15 protein-coding genes and 3 pseudogenes are annotated in these 18991 nt (G+C 33.8%); 9 read left to right on the forward strand and 9 right to left on the reverse strand.

The window, feature by feature from the left end:
• Positions 1-22: 22 nt before the first annotated feature.
• The 4 genes from dapA (at position 23) to J3D55_RS06355 (ending at position 2785) form a co-directional block, all read left to right on the forward strand.
• Positions 23-895, forward strand: coding sequence for a 4-hydroxy-tetrahydrodipicolinate synthase (dapA, locus tag J3D55_RS06340; protein ID WP_259129334.1), 873 nt, complete (start codon positions 23-25; stop codon positions 893-895).
• A 72-nt stretch (positions 896-967) separates the two neighbouring features.
• Positions 968-1471, forward strand: a complete 504-nt coding sequence (locus tag J3D55_RS06345; RefSeq protein WP_259129335.1) for a GNAT family N-acetyltransferase — start codon at positions 968-970, stop codon at positions 1469-1471.
• 292 nt (positions 1472-1763) lie between these two features.
• The gene (locus tag J3D55_RS06350) at positions 1764-2342 is read left to right on the forward strand and encodes a helix-turn-helix domain-containing protein (RefSeq protein ID WP_259129336.1); all 579 of its coding nucleotides are present in this window, start codon (positions 1764-1766) and stop codon (positions 2340-2342) included.
• The gene (locus J3D55_RS06355) at positions 2339-2785 is read left to right on the forward strand and encodes a response regulator (protein WP_259129337.1); all 447 of its coding nucleotides are present in this window, start codon (positions 2339-2341) and stop codon (positions 2783-2785) included. The genes J3D55_RS06350 and J3D55_RS06355 overlap by 4 nt, the downstream gene beginning before the upstream one ends.
• 595 nt (positions 2786-3380) lie before the next feature.
• On the opposite strand, the pseudogene recG reads toward J3D55_RS06355, so the two are convergent.
• From recG to J3D55_RS06385, 6 genes and pseudogenes are all read right to left on the reverse strand, one after another.
• Positions 3381-5471, reverse strand: a pseudogene (gene recG / locus J3D55_RS06360) (ATP-dependent DNA helicase RecG); the annotation flags it as partial.
• Between the two features lie 147 nt (positions 5472-5618).
• The gene (locus J3D55_RS06365; protein ID WP_259129338.1) at positions 5619-6152 is read right to left on the reverse strand and encodes a thioredoxin family protein; all 534 of its coding nucleotides are present in this window, start codon (positions 6150-6152) and stop codon (positions 5619-5621) included.
• A 39-nt stretch (positions 6153-6191) separates the two neighbouring features.
• Positions 6192-7703 (reverse strand): peptide MFS transporter, encoded by a 1512-nt coding sequence (locus J3D55_RS06370; protein ID WP_259129339.1) that lies wholly within the window; start codon positions 7701-7703, stop codon positions 6192-6194.
• Positions 7704-7721: 18 nt separating this feature from the next.
• Positions 7722-8720 carry a PDDEXK nuclease domain-containing protein gene (locus tag J3D55_RS06375; protein WP_259129340.1) on the reverse strand — a complete coding sequence of 333 codons (999 nt, stop codon included), beginning with the start codon at positions 8718-8720 and terminating at the stop codon, positions 7722-7724.
• A 63-nt stretch (positions 8721-8783) separates the two neighbouring features.
• Entirely contained in the window at positions 8784-10538 is a 1755-nt protein-coding gene (locus J3D55_RS06380) for a peptide MFS transporter (RefSeq protein WP_259129341.1), read from the reverse strand.
• Positions 10539-10671: 133 nt separating this feature from the next.
• Complete coding sequence (locus J3D55_RS06385; RefSeq protein WP_259129343.1) at positions 10672-12327, reverse strand: peptide MFS transporter; 1656 nt, start codon at positions 12325-12327, stop codon at positions 10672-10674.
• Between the two features lie 87 nt (positions 12328-12414).
• Between J3D55_RS06385 and J3D55_RS06390 the strand changes: the two genes are divergently transcribed.
• Together J3D55_RS06390 and J3D55_RS06395 are read left to right on the forward strand one after the other, a co-directional pair.
• Positions 12415-12660 (forward strand): DUF2281 domain-containing protein, encoded by a 246-nt coding sequence (locus tag J3D55_RS06390; protein ID WP_259129345.1) that lies wholly within the window; start codon positions 12415-12417, stop codon positions 12658-12660.
• Positions 12650-12952: a type II toxin-antitoxin system RelE/ParE family toxin gene (locus J3D55_RS06395; protein ID WP_259129347.1), complete on the forward strand. Its 303-nt coding sequence runs from the start codon at positions 12650-12652 to the stop codon at positions 12950-12952. The genes J3D55_RS06390 and J3D55_RS06395 overlap by 11 nt, the downstream gene beginning before the upstream one ends.
• A gap of 59 nt (positions 12953-13011) precedes the next feature.
• On the opposite strand, the pseudogene J3D55_RS06400 reads toward J3D55_RS06395, so the two are convergent.
• Both J3D55_RS06400 and J3D55_RS06405 read right to left on the reverse strand, forming a co-directional pair.
• Positions 13012-15142: pseudogene (locus J3D55_RS06400) on the reverse strand (S9 family peptidase).
• A 108-nt stretch (positions 15143-15250) separates the two neighbouring features.
• Positions 15251-15430 (reverse strand): bacteriocin-like protein, encoded by a 180-nt coding sequence (locus tag J3D55_RS06405; RefSeq protein ID WP_259129349.1) that lies wholly within the window; start codon positions 15428-15430, stop codon positions 15251-15253.
• 131 nt (positions 15431-15561) lie between these two features.
• Here J3D55_RS06405 and J3D55_RS06410 point away from each other — a divergent pair, with 131 nt between their 5' ends.
• The gene (locus J3D55_RS06410; protein WP_259129351.1) at positions 15562-16035 is read left to right on the forward strand and encodes a hypothetical protein; all 474 of its coding nucleotides are present in this window, start codon (positions 15562-15564) and stop codon (positions 16033-16035) included.
• A 63-nt stretch (positions 16036-16098) separates the two neighbouring features.
• Positions 16099-16231: pseudogene (locus J3D55_RS06415) on the forward strand (DUF6496 domain-containing protein).
• A 78-nt stretch (positions 16232-16309) separates the two neighbouring features.
• On the opposite strand, the gene glgP reads toward J3D55_RS06415, so the two are convergent.
• On the reverse strand, positions 16310-17974 hold the full coding sequence (gene glgP / locus J3D55_RS06420; protein ID WP_259129353.1) for an alpha-glucan family phosphorylase: 1665 nt from the start codon (positions 17972-17974) through the stop codon (positions 16310-16312).
• Between the two features lie 200 nt (positions 17975-18174).
• Here glgP and J3D55_RS06425 point away from each other — a divergent pair, with 200 nt between their 5' ends.
• Positions 18175-18972, forward strand: coding sequence for a hypothetical protein (locus tag J3D55_RS06425; RefSeq protein WP_259129355.1), 798 nt, complete (start codon positions 18175-18177; stop codon positions 18970-18972).
• Positions 18973-18991: the final 19 nt, after the last annotated feature.

Raw genomic sequence — 18991 nt, forward strand, 5'->3', positions numbered from 1 at the left:
TTGGCAAAAATAATTCTAACAGATGAGCATTTTAAAAGGAGTAGGTGTTGCGTTGGTAACGCCCTTTAATGAAGATTTATCCGTTGATTTCGAGAGTTTAACAAAACTTATTGACTACAATATCGAAAACGGAACCAATTATTTAGTTGTTTTGGGAACTACGGCAGAAGCTGCAACGCTTTCTGAAGAGGAGAAGAAACAGGTGATTGAGCATATCATTAAGGTTAATAATAAACGTCTTCCTTTAGTATTGGGAATTGGCGGCAATAATACTCTTGAAGTAAAGAAACAAATCGAAGAAGCAGATTTATCCGCATTTGAAGCGGTACTTTCTGTGTCTCCATATTATAATAAACCTAATCAGGAAGGGCTTTATCAGCATTATAAAATGTTGGCTTCTACAGGAAAAAATATCATTATTTATAACGTTCCAGGAAGAACGGGGCAAAATGTGGAAGCAGAAACTACTTTACGTTTGGCAAATGAATTCCCGAATTTGTTCTTAATTAAAGAAGCTGCACCCAATATTCTTCAGTATTTTGATATTTTAAGAAAAAAGCCGGAAGGTTTCAATTTGGTTTCTGGTGATGATGAATTCACGCTTCCTGTAACTTTAGCAGGTGGAAATGGGGTGATTTCTGTTATCGGACAAGGGTATCCGAAAGAATTTTCTACAATGGTTCAGTTGGCTTTTGACGGAAAAGTGAAAGAAGCATATGAAATCCACAACAAATTGGTTGAGATCACAAGATTGATTTTTGCAGAAGGAAACCCTTGCGGAATTAAAGTGATACTAACTGAAAAAGGAATCATTAAAAATTATTTAAGACTTCCTCTTGTTGCTGCTTCAGAAGGATTGTATGCTAAAATTAAAGCTGAAATGGCGAACATTTAAAAGTAAAATTTACAATACATATAAAGTGGAAAGTTTAGGCTTTTCACTTTTTTTAATCATAAAAATCAAAATATGAAATTCATAAAAGCCACAGAAAACGATATCCCCTTGATTCAGGATTTGGCGAGAAGATCCTGGGAAAATGCTTATGCAGAAATACTTTCCGGCGAACAGATGGAATATATGTTGTCGACAATGTATTCTCAGGAAGAAATTGCGGATCATTTAAAGAAATCAAATTATCATTATTTTTTAATTAAAGATGAAACCAACGATTCTTTTGAAGGATTTATCGGGTATGAAAATAACTATGAAGAAGGAACTACAAAACTTCACAGAATTTATCTGATTCCGGAAAGTAAAGGAAAAGGTTTCGGAAAAGGAGCATTAGAATTTTTAAATGAGAAAGTAAAAGAGAGTGGAGATGAAAGAATTATTTTAAATGTAAATAAGCATAATTCAGCAAAAAAATTCTACGAATCACAAGGTTACAGCGTATATGATGAAGGTATTTTTGATATAGGGAATAATTTTTTCATGGACGATTATTTAATGGAATTTTTAATTCACAAGTAAATGACTTAAAATTCTGTAACATTTACCTGTAATTCTATAAGAGGTGATGTATTTTTTTTCTTCATCTTTGCAATAGAACCAAATCACATAAATATAATACATTCATATGCTTGGTCTTAAGCTGTTTGGCTTTTTATCAGTATATTTTTTTTCATCCTTAGTGTTTAAATTCCTGTATTCATCAATACAGGGATTTTTTTGTATGTATGCTTTGAATAGAGAATTTGCACTATTTCACCTATAATTGAAATAAAAAAATTATATTTACATCAACATTAAATACATTAATAGGATGAAAATGTATGTGAAATTTGATTTCAATACGCTTTGTAAGAAGATATTGGATGAAAAACTAAAGGAACAGGGCTTGAAATACCGATTGGTAAACGTCGGTGAAGTAGAGTTTTACGAATCTTTTACGGAAGAACAGCATAAGACTTTTAAGAAAAGCCTTGAAGATTACGGGATAGAAATTATAGAGAGCCAGAAAACAGCGTTGGTGCAAAAAATCAAAGATGTGATTGTAGAATTGGTTTTCTCTAACGAAATTATTCCCGTAAAGGCATCGATCTATATTGCAGAAAAACTGAATCACAGCTACGGTTATCTGTCTAATCTTTTTTCTGAGGTTACGTATACTTCAATAGAAAATTTCATTATTATTCAAAAAATAGAACATGCGAAAGAACTGATGATCAGAAAAAAGCAAAATCTTACGGAAATTGCTCACCGACTGAATTATTCCAGTGTGGCTCATTTAAGCACTCAATTTAAAAACACAACAGGAATTACACCTTCCCAGTTTCAGAAAATCGTGATGATGAGAAGGAAAACCCAGCATTTTGATCAGCAATATCGTAAGGTTGTATGAATAAAGAATATGTTAATGTGATCTTGGCAGATTCTGATGAAGGCAGCCACGTGCTTTTTAAAAATATATTTCAGGATTTGAAAATGGGAATCAAAGTTCGGACATTTTTTAGTGGTGAAGATCTTATGAATTACCTGAACAGCGAAGAGGCAATGATCCCCGAAATTTTATTTATGAACTATGATATTCCCTCAAAAAGCAGTTTAGAATGTTTGGTTGAGATTAAATCTGATTTTAAGTTTGATCATATGGTAACGGCAATTTATTCGGATCGTCTTTCGGTTGAGGAAGAGGAAGAAGTTTTTGTAAAAGAAGCAAATATTTTTATGAAACAGCCTGATAACTACAAAGATCTGAAAAAAGTGCTTACCGAAATAATGACAATTAATTGGCAATATCATACTTCAGGACTGAACAAAAATAATTTTATCATGAAAGTGTGAAAAAAAGTTAATTAACTATTTTGCAATTGAAATTAATGTTTTATATTTGTAAGGTAATACTCACATAAGGGTGATAATTAACATTTAAAATAAAACGGATTTTTTCCAAAAAAATTATTTTTAAATGTAAAATTAGGAACACAGATTTATTATATAGAAAACAATAAATGAATAGGGAATAATTGTTTCGGATAAGAAACTAAATTATATAAAATCACAATGTTAGTTAAACAAAATGAATTATATCATTTCCAATTATAAAGCGAAGAAGATCTTTAAACAAAACGGTACAATCATGAAAACTTAAAAAGTAACCCGAGGATATATTCGTTTCATTAAAAAAATCCTTTGGTGAAATCTCAGTTAGTTTTTATAATAATTAAGTTGGAAACATAATTCATTTTGTTATTTTTTACTTTATTTGAGCTTAATAATCAAATCACATTTTTAGATATTTTCATACCAAACACCACATCACAAAATATTAAGCAAAAAATTAGAGTAAATTATTTTACTGAAGCAAAGTAATTTCTTCAAAAAAAACAGTTTTATAAGGGGGAAACCGCGTGAAGATTAAATTCTTTTCGCGGTTTTTTTATGAAATTTTACTCCATTTATTTTTCCCGTTGTAATTTCTCAGATAATAATTTTTAATAATCAGATTATCCGGTCTTGATAATAAAGGATCGGCTTCAAGGATCTTTTCTACCGTATTTTTAGTTGTTTTAATGATCGCCGCGTCATTTACAAGATCAAGCCTTTTAAAATCTACCACACCACTTTGCTGCGTTCCCAGAATATCTCCCGGACCACGAAGTTGCATATCGACTTCAGAAATTTTAAATCCGTCATTCGTCTCAACCATTGTTTTGATGCGCGTTCTGCTGTCACTCGACAATTTATCGGAAGTCATCAGAATACAATAGCTCTGTTCAGCGCCACGACCGACACGGCCACGAAGCTGATGAAGCTGTGATAAGCCGAATCTTTCCGCACTTTCTATCACCATTACCGAAGCATTAGGAACATTTACACCAACTTCAATTACCGTTGTGGCTACCATTATTTCTGCTTTTCCGGAAGCAAAATAATTCATGGCAGCATCTTTTTCATCGGGTTTCATTTTCCCGTGAAGCATCGTGACGTTGTAATGCGTGAAATTTTCCATCACATGTTCAAGTCCTTCCATTAAATTTTTATAATCTAATGTTTCAGATTCTTCAATTAAAGGATAAACGAAATAAACCTGTCGCCCTTTTTGAATTTCTTCACGGCAAAAATTATAGACATACGCTCTGTCTTTTTCTCGTCTATGAGCGGTAATAATCGGTTTTCTTCCGACCGGCATTTCATCAATCACAGAAACATCGAGATCAGAATAAAAGCTCATCGCCAAAGTCCTAGGAATCGGAGTGGCAGTCATTACCAGAATATGCGGCGGAATTATATTTTTTGCCCAAAGTTTAGCTCTCTGCGCAACACCAAATCTGTGTTGTTCGTCGATGATTGCTAAACCAAGGTTTTTAAACTTCACTTTATCTTCCAAAATAGCATGAGTTCCCACCAAAATAGAAAGTTCACCATTTTCGAGTTCTTCATGAATGATTTTTCGTTCAGATTTTTTGGTAGAACCGGTAAGAATACGAATATTGACTTCAGTTCCATTTAATAAATCTTTAATTCCGTTATAATGCTGTTGCGCAAGAATTTCCGTGGGAGCCATCAGACAGCTTTGGAAACCGTTGTCTTTCGCGATAAGCATCGTCAATAAAGCTACCATTGTCTTTCCGGAACCAACATCTCCCTGCAGCAAACGATTCATCTGGATCGGTCGTTTCATATCCAGACGGATTTCTTTTAAAACCCTTTTTTGAGCACCCGTTAAATCAAACGGAAGATGATTATTATAAAAATCATTAAAAAAATCGCCGACAACGGGAAACGGATTTCCTGCGGTATGACTTTTATGATGAAGCTTTTTTAAAGCATATCCTAACTGGAAAAAGAAAGATTCTTCAAATTTTAAACGATAATTTGCCTTCTCAAAATGTTCCATATCTTTTGGGAAATGAATGTTGAGATACGTATGCTGTCTGGACAAAAATTTAAAAGCTTTCATCAGATAATCCGGGAAATTTTCATGAAGAAGATTCGGGATTTCTTTGCAGATATTTCTTAAAACAGTTTGAAAGAATCTTTGATTCAACCCTCTTTTCGTTAACTTTTCAGAGCTTGGATAAATGGGTTTTAAACGATTTTCGGTATCCTTTTTTTCCTCAACTTCTATTTCCGGATGTGGCATAGAAAATTGATTATTAAAAACATTGATCTTCCCGAAAATATAAACTTCCTGATTAATTGGAAGCTGCTCCTTAAGCCATTTTGAATACTGAAACCAAACCAGATCCATTGCTCCTGTATCATCATTGAATTTCGCGGTAAGTCGTTTGATCTTTCCGGTCTGTATTTCCTGAACGCTCGTTATTTTCCCTTTTAACTGAACATCAGTAGTAACATCTCGAAGTTGATAAACCTTATGAACCTTGCTTTTATCCAAATAACGAAGTGGGAAAAAGTTCAGAAGATCATCCACAGTAGAAATTCCCAACACAGTTTTGATGAGTTTGGCTTTTTCAGGACCGATTCCTTTTACGTATTCTATGGAGGTTTCGAGATTCATTTTTAGGGTTTCAGGATGCGGGTTTCTAGTTTTTAATGGATATTTTGGATGAAAAAATAAAAGTCCGAATTTCGGGAAAATAAAAAAGACTTCCAAAAAAATGAAAGCCTTAATTATAGTTTGTAAATCCGTAATTCGAAACTCGAATCCAGATTAATCTTTTATTTTCGATTTAAACTTTTTCTGATAATCTTCCCATTGGTCTCTTGTTCTTATTTTCCGAAATAAATTTTTTGAAATTAATTCTAAATAAGGTTCCAGTTCTTTGGCAGATAATTCTCCTTGTAAAATTGTCAGCTGATCACCTTTTTCATCCAAAAAAACAGTACTCGGAACAGCTCCTACATTCATATATTGCGTGAATTCGTGCAATGAGTTTCTTCCTTTTTTCTGTTCTGTATTTGGGTTTGAGAATGTTCTTCCGAAAATTTCAAAGGTATTTTTTTCTTCTGCATTAAATTTTACAGGATAATAATTTTCATTTAAAATATCAGCAATAACCTGATTTCCATAAGTTTTTTTATCCATAATCTTACACGGACCACACCAGTCTGCATAAAAATCGATTAATATTTTCTTAGGATTCTCTTTCTGGGCTTTCAAAGCTTCTTCAATCGTCATCCACTTTACCTGCGCAAAGTTGAAAGTCAAGAAAAAGAGACAGATTATGCTTATAATTTTTTTCATGATTTGATCGTTTACGTAAAAATAAGCAATTCCTTATCTTTATTTTACCTCCTGCATTAATTTTTTTACAAATGGAGAGATCAAAATTAGCACAACTCCGGCAATTACAGCATATAATCCCAATTGTTTATATCCATCGGTATAAGTGATTAAAGCATCATAGTTGGTAGAGCCTTCTTTTGCCGTCGCTAAACCGGCTCCGATGATTCCTGCAACATATTGCCCGTAAGCTGAAGCCAAAAACCACATTCCCATCATCATACCCTGAAGATTTTTTGTCGAAAGCTTCGTCATGATCGATAATCCGATAGGAGAGAGACAAAGTTCTCCCAAAGTAATGACCAGTAAAGCAATTGTAAAGAAATTAAGTGAAGTAATTCCCTGAAGATTTGCAAAAAGTTTTGTGGCAAATAAAACATAATATCCAAGTCCCAAGAAAATAAATCCTAATCCGAATTTGATGATTGTATTCGGCTCAACTTTTCTTTTATTTAACCAAATCCAAAGCAATCCAAGTAACGGAGCAAGGAAAATAATAAAAAATGCACCTCCGGAATTGTTTACCCCATTCGGATCTAAACCAAGCAGATCTTTATTTAAATTTTTTGCTGCGAAAATACTTAAAGAACCTCCACTTTGCTCATAGATTCCCCAGAATAGAATTGAGAATAAGATGAAAACCAAAGCTGCCCAAAGTTTTTTACGCTCCGCAGACGTTACTTTTGTCATTTCGTAGAATAAATAGATCAATGTTAATGGTCCGATTGTCCACATAAAATAATCTGTGTATTCTGTTTTTGCCACCATTACCATGATGATCGGAACGAAGATTAATGATAAAACATAAACTCCGTATTCCTGCCATTTTGGAATTGGGGCAGATTTTATTTCGTGATCTGGATGTCCGGGTTGAAGACCGATTGTTCCTAATCTTTTTTGAGTAAATATAAAATTAATTAAGCTTATCACCATTACAACAGCTGCCAATCCGAAAGCTACATTCCATCTTGATGCTTCAGAAATTACACTTGATAGAATTTCTCCTTTTCCGATGGCAATACAAAAATATCCACCAAGCAAAGCTCCAAGATTGATTCCAGCATAAAATAATGAAAAACCGGCATCGGCTCTTGAATCATTTGGTTTATAAAGTTGCCCAACCATTGATGAAATATTGGGCTTGAAGAAACCTGTTCCTACAACGGTAAATGCGATTCCCAAGAAAAAGAATTTGTGAGGATCTGTTGCCAGAATTAAACTTCCGATAATCATTAAAATTCCTCCCCAAAAAAGAGATTTTCTGAAACCTAAGATTTTATCGGCAAATAACCCACCAATAAAAGTGAAAGCATAAACGAATGCCTGTGTTGCACCGTATTGTAAATTGGCTTCTTTTTCGTGGAAATTAAGCTGGGAGATCATAAAGAAAACCAACATTCCGCGCATTCCGTAGAAACAAAAACGTTCCCACATTTCAGAGAAAAAAAGGCTCCAGATTTGCCTAGGGTATTTTCCTTTGAAATTTTGTATTTCATCTAAAGTTAAGCTCATAATTGTATATGATTGAATTTAATTTAAGTCGTTTTTATTATCATCCTGATCCAATTCGAAACGAATTCTATCCTGATCTATGATTTGTTTTAATTCTTCTTCTTTCGGAAGGTACAACAAATATTTGCTGGCAAAAAGATTATTTTTATCGTTTAAAACCGAATATTTTACGATAGTTTCATCTTTTTCAGAACATAGTAAAATCCCGATGGTAGGATTGTCTCCTTCACCACGTTTCAGATCGTCGTACATTCTGACATACATATCGATCTGCCCGATATCCTGATGAGAAAGTTCTCCGGTTTTTAAATCAATAATGACAAAACATTTTAAAATATAATTGTAGAAAACGAGATCGATGTAAAAATCTGAAGTATCGGTAGAAATATGCTGTTGCCTGCCGACGAAGGCAAAACCTTTTCCGAATTCAAGCAAGAATTTTTGAATATGATCTATAATTGCTGTTTCAATATCTTTTTCTGATATTTTTTCGTCGGTTTTCAAGCCCAGAAATTCAAAGATATAGGGATCTTTTAATACGCTGTGAATGGTTTCGGTGGGTGATTTTTTATGATCTAAAACTCTTTCGAAAGCAAGGGAATTGATTTGTCGTTTTAAATCTCTGTAATTCCAGTTATTTTGGATGGATTCATTAATATAATAATTCATTTTTTCTGAACTATCAAGTCTTATTAATAATCTATAATGTGTCCAGCTCAATTCATGACGCAATGCGTCACATATTGGAAATGAATGATAAAAAGATCGCATATTCCTTAGATTGCTTTCATCAAACCCTTTTCCAAATTCCAGAGTCAATTTTTTAGAAAGATTTTTTAAGGTGTATTTTCCGTATTCGGCGCGCTCTTTTCCTTGCTGTTCATCTTCAACAATCAGTTTTCCGATTTGCCAATACGTTAGCAATAGAGTAGAATTCGCTATTCGAAAAACTTTTTCGCGCGAATGAGCAATAATCTCTTTTACTGATTGAAATAAAGAATCTTCGGAAATTTCCATCACACGAAAATAAAAAAAACCTCCGAATTAACAGAGGTTTTAATTATATTTTATTGATGTGAATTAGTTTACACCGTGCATCATTTTCTTTAAGATTGGTGAAATTAATGCCAAAATAACAGCAGCAATACCACAAAGAACTACGAATACCATGAAGAATTCAAATAAGTTGTGGATTTCAAATCCTACAAAAGTTGGGTTTGCTAAAGGTAATTGAGCCTTTTCAAAAGCTGCAGCCTGATCAGCTGTTAATGTTACTTTTTTATCTAAAACTTCTTGAAGATTTACTCCGATTTCCTGTGCTTTAGAGAATTTATCTCCTGTAGCCGGAATCAATGCTCCCAATGAACCTGCCAAAGCATACCCTGCAGCATTAGAAATGAAGAAAACTCCGTATAATAATGAAGCAAATCTCTTAGGAGCCAATTTACCAACCAACGATAAACCGATTGGAGATAAACAAAGCTCACCACAAGTCTGAATGAAATATAAAAGCATTAACCATTTGATAGCCAATAATCCTGAATTTCCAAGATCTTTTACATTGTGTGCAATGATGAAATAACTTAAAGCGATTAAAGCAAGACCAATTGCCTGTTTCATAGGAGAAACCGGCTCTTTACCTTTTGCTCTTAATTTATCCCAACATAAACTGAAAGGAACTGCCAAAGCAACAACGAAAATACCGTTGAAGATCTGAACCATTGAAGGTGGCATATTCCATCCGAAGATATTTCTGTCTGTCTGGTTATCGGCAATAAACGTTAATGAAGATCCTGCCTGCTCAAAAGCTGCCCAGAAGAAAATAATAAAGAATGATACGATATAGATTACCCAGATTCTGTGTCTTTCAATTTTGTTTTCGGCAGAACTCATAATTAAGAATGCCAAAGAAATACCGGCTGCATAAATGAAAGGATAAATTACCCCTTTAATTAATTGCCCCATTTCCACAGCTTTGAATCCGAATTCGCCAACCAATAAATATCTAAAAACGAAGAATAAAACAACGAACATACCTCCTGTAATCCCTAATGATGCTCCAGTGAATTTTGCTGTTTGTGTTTCACCTTCTTCAAAATCTGCGCTTGTATTATTTTTTGGTAAACCACCGATAGGTCTTCCTTCCGGTGTTACTACGTATTTATTTTTAAGAATAAAGAATGTGATCGTTCCGATTACCATTGCAATAGAAGCCGCTAAGAATCCCCATTTGAAAGCGAAAATATCTCTTACTCCCGTTGTAGCATCTTTCACATCTCCTACGTATGGACAAATAAACTGTCCTAAGAATGCACCAATGTTGATTCCCATATAGAAAATCGTAAAAGCCGAGTCTAATTTAGACTTTTCCTGTTTAGGATAAAGACTTCCCACCATTGATGAGATATTGGGTTTGAAGAATCCGTTACCAAAAATAATAACGAATAATGCGCCCCACATGATCATTTTTGCACTTCCTAAATCTGCGGAAAACGATGACGCACTGATGAACAGTAAAAACTGACCAATCGCCATTAATGATCCTCCAATTAAGATCGCATTTCTGTTTCCGATGTATTTATCGGCAATGAAACCTCCCAAAAGAGGAGTAAGATAACATAAAGCTAAAAATCCACCATAGATGATTGCTGCATCAGCTTCTTTTATTAATAGGGAATTTACCATAAAGAGCGTCAAAAGTGCTCTCATCCCATAAAAGTTGAAACGCTCCCACATTTCTGTTCCGAAAAGAACCCATAATCCTTTTGGATGTCTGGAACCTTTACCCTCTACAAATTCATCCGGTTTCGGACTTAATGCTTCAATATTATCCATTTTTATTGTTAATTTTTGTTAAGACTGACAAATATAGTTTTTTTTGTGTTTTCGGCAAGGTTTTAATTTTTTTTTTAAATAAAAAAGCTGCAGAACAATTCTACAGCTTCATATTCTTTATGAAAATTGAGGATTAATGCCCTTTTTCTTTCATGATTTTGTTTAATCTTTTCAACATTGATAAACCTAAAAGGGTAGCAAATATCAACAATCCGAAGTTTACAAGGAAATAATTCATTTTGTTATCATAGCTGTACCATGTGCTTGCCAAAATTCCGGAAAGTTTGTTCCCGACTGAATTGGCTAAGAAAAAACCGCCCATCATTAAGGCTGTAATTCTTGCAGGAGAAAGTTTTGAAACAAAAGAAAGTCCCATCGGCGAAAGGCATAATTCCCCGACTGTTATGACACCATAACTTGCAACCAGCCACCAAGGCGAAACTTTTATAGCGCCGTTATCTCCCGCCCAAACTGCTAAAACCATCACCAAACAGGATAATCCCGAAATAAATAATCCCAAGACAATTTTCGTAGGCGTCAAAGGTTCTTTGCCTTTTCTTCTTAATAAAGCCCAGAACCCCACAATAATAGGTGTCAAAGCAATGACCCAAAACGGATTGATCGACTGGAATAATTCTGTATTGTACAAATAAGTTTTGCTTTCCGGATTTTTCTCTAATCTGGCTTTTTGTTCAGGAGAAATATTCTTGAAATAGATGTCTTTTCCGGTTTGTTTAATAGGTTTTCCGTCTTTATCTTTTTGAGATTGATATTGATCGTCGTAAACAGGAACTTCTTTATTTTCATAGCTTTTTCCTTCCACCATGTAAATTCCTTCCAGAGGTTTTTCCATTGAGGCAGGAACACTTCTGTCGGTGTAATAATTTGCCCATCTCGTTAAAGCGGTACCGTTTTGCTTGAAAACTGCCCAGAAAAACATACTGATTAAAAACACCGATAACAAAGCTCCGATGGATGATTTCTCTTCCGGTTTTGCTTTAAAATAAAGAGAAGCATAAAAATAAATTACAGGAATACATGCAAAAATAAACGCATCCGTACTGTCACTTCCAAAAATATTTTTAGGAATAAACCAACCGATAATTCCTGCAATAATTGCTGGTAAGAAAACTTTAAGCATAATTTCAGAAAGCTTTGTATCGCCTTCCTGTACAGGTTTCATCTGAGCTGCATGAATGTAGTGCTTTCTACCAATCGTAAAAATGACCATTCCAATCAACATTCCGACTCCGGCGGTAATAAAAGCTTCACCCCAACCGAATTTATTTCGCATAAAAGCGGCAATAATATTACAAATAAACGCTCCAATATTGATTCCCATGTAGAAAATATTGTACCCCGAATCTTTATTTGCTTTATAAGGTTCTTCGGAATACAGATTTCCTAATAAGGTAGAAATTGTCGGTTTAAAGAAACCGTTTCCGATAATAATTAATGCTAACGAAGAATAAAATAGAGTAAGATCTTTGAAAATACCCATCCCGATATATCCGGCTGCCATTAAAACTCCACCTAAATAAATGGATTTGATATACCCTAAAACTCTGTCCGCCAAAAATCCGCCAATAAAAGGTGTCAAATAAGTCAACGCGATATACGTACCGAAAATGTCGTCTGCAGTTTTATCAGGAAGTCCGAGACCGCCCTTCATTCCGGTTGGTTCTATGACGTAAAGAACAAAAATTCCGAGAATTAAATAGTACCCGAAACGCTCCCACATTTCAGTAAAGAAGAGGAAAGGCAACCCTTTAGGATGTTTAGTCTTCATAGTTGATAAATTTCAAATTTCACAAATATAGAATTTTAAAAATAATAATTGAATTTTACTAACTTTGATAAAATAAAGGTGAGAAAAATGGAAATTACATTAAAAGATTTAGAAAATAATATCAAAACACTTCCCGAAAATTTTTACGAAGAAGTGAATGATTTTATCGACTTTTTGAAGCATAAACATTTTAAAGGAAAACAATATGAAGTTCCGGAATGGCAGAAAGAAGAGACAAAAAGGAGGATGGAATATGCACAAAATAATCCTCAAAGTTTTGTTTCTGAATCTGAAATGGATGACTATTTAAATGATTTAGAAAGTGGGGATTAAATTAATTTATAGCCATTTTGTTAAAAATGATTTAAAGGCAATCAACGATTGGTACAAGAAAATTGATAAAAAACTAGGAAACAATTTTATTAAAGAATTTCGTTTGAAAATCAATTTTATTAAAGAAAATCCTTTGTCGTTTGAACTTAGATATGACCATAACAGAATTGTATTCCTCAAGAAGTTTCCCTACGGAATTCATTATTTTTATAATGAAGAGAAAAATATAATTGAAATATATTCCGTTTTCCACACTTCCAGAGATCCTGAAGAATGGAAAACAAGAAAATAAAAATCCGAATCTCATACATAAGATTCGGATTTTTTTATGGTTAAATTTTGATTGAACTTTTACAAATTATTCAAAATAAAATCAGTCATTTTCTGATACAATTGCGGTCTTGTCTGTCCACCGTAAATTCCGTGGTTTTTGTCAGGATAAGCCATGAAATCAAACTGTTTTTTATTTTGAATCAAAGCTTCTGAGAATTCCATAGAATTTTGGAAATGTACGTTATCATCGGCAGTTCCATGGATTAATAAGAATTTTCCTTTCAATAAATTTGCATATTCAGTAGGAGAGTTTTTATCGTATCCATCGGCATTTTCCTGAGGTGTTCTCATGAATCTTTCCGTATAAACCGAATCATAATATCTCCAGTTGGTAACCGGCGCCACTGCGATTCCCATTTTGAAAACATCAGCTCCTTTCGTCATCGCCAAGCTCGTCATATAACCTCCGAAACTCCATCCGAACATTCCAATTCTTGATTTATCGATGTATGATTGGTTTCCGAACCATTTTGCAGCGGTAATCTGATCTTCGATTTCGTATTTTCCTAAATTCATATAAGTCACTTTCTTGAATTTAGTTCCTTTATAACCCGTTCCACGTCCGTCAACACAAGCTACAACATACCCTTTTTGCGCCAACATTTCAAACCAAGTTCCGTTTCCGTTGTCCCAAGAATTTGAAACCTGTTGAGAACCAGGACCTGAATATTGGAACATGAATAATGGATATTTCTTGTTCGGATCAAAGTTTTTAGGCTTAATAATCCAAGCATTCATCTGATCTCCCGCATCGTTTGGAATGGTGATGAATTCTTTTGCAACAAAATTATCAGTCTTAAATTTTTGAAGCTGTTCGTTGTTATTCTGAAGCTCTTTTACCACTTTGCCGTTTCCGTCTTTTAAAACATAAGTGTAAGGTTTTGCTGCGGTAGAAGATGTTTCGATGAAATAATTATAGTTTTTGCTGAAACTTGCAGAATTGTTTCCGTCTGCGTTGGAGATCAGCTGAGATTTTCCGTTTTCGATATTGATTTTAGAAACTACTTTATTGATGCTTCCTTTTTCTGTTGTCTGAACGTAAATTTCTTTAGATTTAGGATTAAATCCATAATAATCGGTTACTTCCCAGTTTCCTTTTGTGATTTGCTTTTTCAGCTTTCCATCTTTGTCGTACCAGTACAAATGGCGGTTTCCGTCTCTCTCAGAACCCCAAAGGAAAGAATTATCATCTAAAAATTCTAAGGTCGGACTGTCTGTATCGATCCATTTTTCGTCAGTTTCTGTGAATAATTTCTGAACAGCTCCTGTTTTTGTATTCACTTTTAAAACATCAGAAGCATTTTGGATTCTGTCTGAAGTGATCAAAACAATTTCGTCCGGTTTTGCCGTCTGAATAACGTTTGGAATATAATAATTTTTGAAATTATCTAAATTAACTTTCGTTTTTTTACCATCACTTAATTGATAAATATGCGCTGAAGCCACAGAGTTTTTTTCTCCTGCTTTTGGGTATTTGTAACGCATTTCACTTGGATAAAGCGTTTTCCCGTAAATCGGAATGTAGATTTCCGGAACTTCAGTTTCGTCTAATGTTACGAAAAGAATCGCGTCAGAGTTTTTCGTCCATTCATACAACCTTGCATGCCCAAATTCTTCTTCATATACCCAGTCTGCAAGACCGTTTAAGATTTTATTTTTAACGCCTTGTTCAGTTATTTGAGTGATTTTTCCTGAATTTAAATCTTGGTAGAATAAATTATTATCAACAATGAAAGAAATTTTCGTCGCATCAGGAGAAAATCTCGGTTTCCTGAACAGATTTTCCTTCATTTAGACTGATTGTTTTTCCTGATTTTAAATCTTTAACATCATATTTCCCTAAGAAAGAATGTCTGTAAATCGGCTGGCTGTCTTTTAGCAAAAGGATTTTAGACTCGTCATCAGAAAATTCATAGCTTTGAAATTGTCCGTCTACAAGGTTTCCTTCTTTTTGAGAAGTTTTGTAAGAATATTTTGCGATTCCACCTTGTTCGATAACCAAATAGTTTTCACCGTTTTTCATGGAAGTGATTCCGGCAATGCCTTTTCCACGGTAATATCCTGAATATATTTTATCTAAAGTGATCTCCTGAGCGGATAAACTTTGAAATGCAGCTGCTACTGTTAGCGTTAGTAAGAATTTTTTCATTTCTAATTTTAATGGAGTCAAATTTAATAATTCTTGATAATATTTTAGCATAAATAAAAAAAAACAGAACTCTTACGAATTCTGCTTTATTTAATCGTTTTTAAGATTTTAAGGCTGTGGAGGAAGACATACAGGTAAATCTGTAGCACAAGGACTGTTTATTACACTTAGAGCATAGTAAATTGTAACTTGGCAAGTTGTTTCATCATAACATCTTTTCATTCCTGGTAGAGCTCCACCTATTACTTCTTTTAATTGTTCTCTTGAGATTTTTTTTAGATTTTTCATAGTGATTATAATTTTTTAAAATTAAGGCTCTAAAGTAATGAAAAATATCATACAATGGTGATATTTTTTAATGGAATATAATTTGGCAACAAAATTGAATGTCATTAAGAATAATCAATCAAATAATAATTATGGAAACGAATGCCTTTAACCAAAAGCTGAATCGTTACGTTCTCGACGATCAGATCGTATATACCGGATTTTCAAGTTTTAAAGATGCTGAAGAATGTGCTCAGAAAAAAGATGGAAATTTGGTGGAAGTAGGTTTTAAAGACGGAAATGACAATCCTGAAATTTGTCAGGATGCAGGTTTAATAGATAAAAAACTTCATTTTTTTGTGGATGCAGGTGACGAGTATAAATTTATCCATTCATCAAATCCGGGATTTAGAAAATATGCCGATGAACTCCAGAAAATAAAAGCGAGTAATGATAAAACAAGTCCGGATGAGCGATATTTTGCCAATTTTGAAATAGAAAATATAGAAGACCCGATCATTGTGTTGAAAAATGACCATTTGGAATCGGTGACATCGAGAGAGCGTTCAAAATATTTGAAGCACGCTAAAGTTTATGAATTAGGAGTTTCCTTACCAAAATCTTAAAAAATCACCATCATGAGCAAGACAAAATATTCGGAAAAAGCTCAGGACAAAGTAGGAAAAGTAATGCACGAATTCAAGGAAGGAAAGTTGAAATCTTCCTCCGGAGAAAAAAGTGAAAAGCAGAAAACAGGCAGTTGCCATCGGTATTTCTGAAGCCAGAGAAAAAGGGTTGAAAACACCCAAAAAGAAAAATTGATTAATACATAAAGATAAAATCGGTCTGAAAATTTTTTCAAACCGATTTTGTTATTTTAAATGAAGATTTTCTTCGCAATTAATCTTTATGATTATACATAATTCTATAGTACTCATCCGCCATTCTATCACTGTTGAATTGGTCTTTCACATCATTCATCGAGTTATACTGCACTTTTCTCCACTGAGTTGGATTGTCGTAATAAGCCGGAAGAATTTCGTTTTCAAGGATTTCATATAATTTGTTTAAATCATAATTATCCTGCTCGTAAATACTCATATTGTGATAATCTGCATTTGGAACCACGAAAGAATTTTCGCCGTGTTTTGCAAATTCAGGAATCCATCCATCATCTGTCGAAAGATTCACCGAACCGTTCATTGCGGCGGTCATTCCCGAAGTTCCTGAAGCTTCTCTCGGAACTCTCGGATTGTTCAACCAAAGATCTGAACCTTGTTTTAAAGACTTGCTTAATGACAATTCATACCCTGTAAGAACTGCCATATTTTTATGATTTTTGCTTTCTTCAACCAATAAATTGAATGTGGAGATCGCAGAATAATCCATCGGATAGGGTTTTCCTGCCCAGATAATTTGTACAGGATATTTCGGATGGTTTAATAATTTATAAAATCGGTCTTTGTCGTGTAAAAGCAAATCGGCGCGTTTGTAACCCGCAAATCTTCTCGCCCAGACAATCGTAAAAATATTCGGATTAAATAAATTTCCCGTCTGATCGGCTACAATCTTGAATAATCTCTTTTTTAAATGTTTTTTACGGTAATCGAAAACAGTTTCATCATTTTCATCTTTCGCATTGTAAAGCGGTTTATCCGACCAATATTTAAATTCCTGAGCGTTGGTAATGGAAGTAATTTCACAAATTCCCGGATATTTGCTCCACATCGCTCGTGAAACGACACCGTGAAGTTGGGAAACTCCATTGGCAATTCTTGCCATTTTCAAAGCACAAAGCGAGTGATTGAAACGTTCTTCATCTGTACCTTCAATGTTTTTCACATCTTCCATGCTGAAACCTGAAAAATAAGACATGTCGTAGCACAGTTTTAAGTTATGCTTTTCATTTCCGGCTTCTTCAGGAGTGTGGGTCGTGAAAACCAGTTTTTCCTTAACTTTATTCAGATCTCCATTATATTTTTTCAACAAATGAAAAGCAGCAGGAAGTCCGTGAGCTTCATTTAAATGATAAATATCTCTTTCAGCATTTATTTCATCCAGTAATTTTGCACCGCCTTTTCCCAGTAAAATGTATTGCGCCAGTTTTGTAGATTCGTTGGCATCATAGAGTTTATGGGAAATTGTCTTTGAAACATGATCATTTTCAGGAACATCCGTCGAAAGAAAAAACATCGGAGCGGTGTGAAAAATTTCAGGATCAAGGTAATATACCTTCACCCAAACCGGCGCACTGTGAATTTCAATCTGAAATTTTATCCCTGTATCTTCCAGAAAGCTGTACATCTTTCTTGTCCATGTCGGTTGTAAAGTCTGATCGTGATTTCTTGCCTGATCGTAGTAACCGAATTTCCAGAGAATTCCGATTCCGATAAGATCCTGTTTCAGGTTGTAAGCGCTTCTCATGTGAGAACCTGCCAAGAATCCCAAACCTCCCGAATATATTTTTAAAACCTGCTCAATGGCAAATTCCATCGAGAAATAGGCTACTTTTTTAGAATATTGTGGATTTACACTAAAGGGTACTTTAAAATTTTTAAAATCCATACATAAGAGTTTTATAATGAAACCAAAGGTATCGATTATGAAAATAAACTCCAGATTAATTATTTTATAAATTAACATTAAAAATAGATTTCACGCCTTTTTTTTGTTTACCTTTAATAGGTAAAATTTTGAAAATCAAAACTTTCGTGATGTGAAACCATAGGTTTTATGCGTGCCATAACGATAATAAAAATTAACAAATGAAAAAGGCATTTTCTGATGAAGATTTAATTAAAAATCTAAGCTTATATCACCTGAATCGACATTTGAAAAAAAAGCCGATGGAGAAGTATCATCGTAAAATAGATGAATCTCCGCTTCATGACCGTGAAAAATATAAGAAGAAAGCTGAGATTTTACTCCTCAATTCTTTTATGCACCATTTTCCGGACGTACAATTTGAAAACCTTACCTGCGAAAGTCCAGACTTTATCGCCAAATTCAACGACAAAAAGATCGGAATAGAATTAACTGAAGTCATTAACCATCTGGAAATGAAAAAGGTTGAAAGCAATTTGAACAAGATTTTCCGTCAGGCTGAAATATTATTAGAACAAGAGGACACTACGAAATATCGTGGTGTTTATTTTTTAGAATTCTTCCCGAATATTAAAATGGATACGCTGGAAAGTCATGAAGAAATTATTCTGAATATCTATAAAAGCATTAAAAAAGGAAAACCTGTGGGATATGTGAAAAGCATTAGAAAATCTTCCCATCGCAGAAATGTTTTCATCACTCATGAATATAATATGAATCTGTTTGATGAGCTTTGTTCGGAGAAAATTTTAGAGCTAATTGAAAAGAAAAACGAGAAATTTCCTTACTACGACAATACGGTTGATGAATGTTGGCTGGTTATTGTTTCAGACATGAATTCTCTTGCTTCCCGATACACTTTTATTCAGGATAAAGAACATTTGAATGAAGTGAAAAGTCCGTTTCATAAAATCTTTCATTTAGAAAATCTTTGCGGAAATATGACAAGTATAAAGTGATTTGTTATTAAAATTATAC

Origin of the sequence: Chryseobacterium ginsenosidimutans, assembly GCF_024807225.1 — a bacterium.
GTDB lineage: Bacteria > Bacteroidota > Bacteroidia > Flavobacteriales > Weeksellaceae > Chryseobacterium > Chryseobacterium ginsenosidimutans.

Coding starts and splice junctions, on each gene's coding strand:
- J3D55_RS06405 (WP_259129349.1), bottom strand. CDS start 15,430: ATGAAAAATCTAAAAAAAATCTCAAGAGAACAATTAAAAGAAGTAATA.
- dapA (WP_259129334.1), top strand. CDS start 23: ATGAGCATTTTAAAAGGAGTAGGTGTTGCGTTGGTAACGCCCTTTAAT.
- J3D55_RS06410 (WP_259129351.1), top strand. CDS start 15,562: ATGGAAACGAATGCCTTTAACCAAAAGCTGAATCGTTACGTTCTCGAC.
- J3D55_RS06380 (WP_259129341.1), bottom strand. CDS start 10,538: ATGGATAATATTGAAGCATTAAGTCCGAAACCGGATGAATTTGTAGAG.
- J3D55_RS06425 (WP_259129355.1), top strand. CDS start 18,175: ATGAAAAAGGCATTTTCTGATGAAGATTTAATTAAAAATCTAAGCTTA.
- J3D55_RS06355 (WP_259129337.1), top strand. CDS start 2,339: ATGAATAAAGAATATGTTAATGTGATCTTGGCAGATTCTGATGAAGGC.
- glgP (WP_259129353.1), bottom strand. CDS start 17,974: ATGGATTTTAAAAATTTTAAAGTACCCTTTAGTGTAAATCCACAATAT.
- J3D55_RS06385 (WP_259129343.1), bottom strand. CDS start 12,327: ATGAAGACTAAACATCCTAAAGGGTTGCCTTTCCTCTTCTTTACTGAA.
- J3D55_RS06370 (WP_259129339.1), bottom strand. CDS start 7,703: ATGAGCTTAACTTTAGATGAAATACAAAATTTCAAAGGAAAATACCCT.
- J3D55_RS06375 (WP_259129340.1), bottom strand. CDS start 8,720: ATGGAAATTTCCGAAGATTCTTTATTTCAATCAGTAAAAGAGATTATT.
- J3D55_RS06345 (WP_259129335.1), top strand. CDS start 968: ATGAAATTCATAAAAGCCACAGAAAACGATATCCCCTTGATTCAGGAT.
- J3D55_RS06390 (WP_259129345.1), top strand. CDS start 12,415: ATGGAAATTACATTAAAAGATTTAGAAAATAATATCAAAACACTTCCC.
- J3D55_RS06350 (WP_259129336.1), top strand. CDS start 1,764: ATGAAAATGTATGTGAAATTTGATTTCAATACGCTTTGTAAGAAGATA.
- J3D55_RS06365 (WP_259129338.1), bottom strand. CDS start 6,152: ATGAAAAAAATTATAAGCATAATCTGTCTCTTTTTCTTGACTTTCAAC.